A 232-nucleotide genomic window follows, 5' to 3' on the forward strand; every position below is an offset into this window, starting at 1 on the left:
GGTCCAGGCGGTCCTCGGCGCGGACCTCGACGTGCGCGAGCCCGGCCCGCTCCCCGGCGAGGGCTCCCAGCACGGCCGCGGTGCTGCGGCAGGGCGCGCACGCCTCGGACGACAGCTGGAGGAAGGTGGCGGCGGACCCGGGCGGCGCGCCGAGGTCGGCGGCGGTCAGCCGGTCGGCGGCCGCGGCACCGCCGCGGGCCGCCACGGAGCGCCCGGTCCGCGAGCGCCAGAG

The 232-nt window shown here is 82.8% G+C and carries 1 pseudogene; it reads right to left on the reverse strand.

Annotated features, from left to right (window positions below):
- Positions 1–232 (reverse strand): annotated as a pseudogene (locus KVT14_RS21600) (thioredoxin); the annotation flags it as partial.

The sequence above is a fragment of the Cellulomonas sp. GbtcB1 genome, assembly GCF_019091725.1.
GTDB lineage: Bacteria > Actinomycetota > Actinomycetes > Actinomycetales > Cellulomonadaceae > Cellulomonas.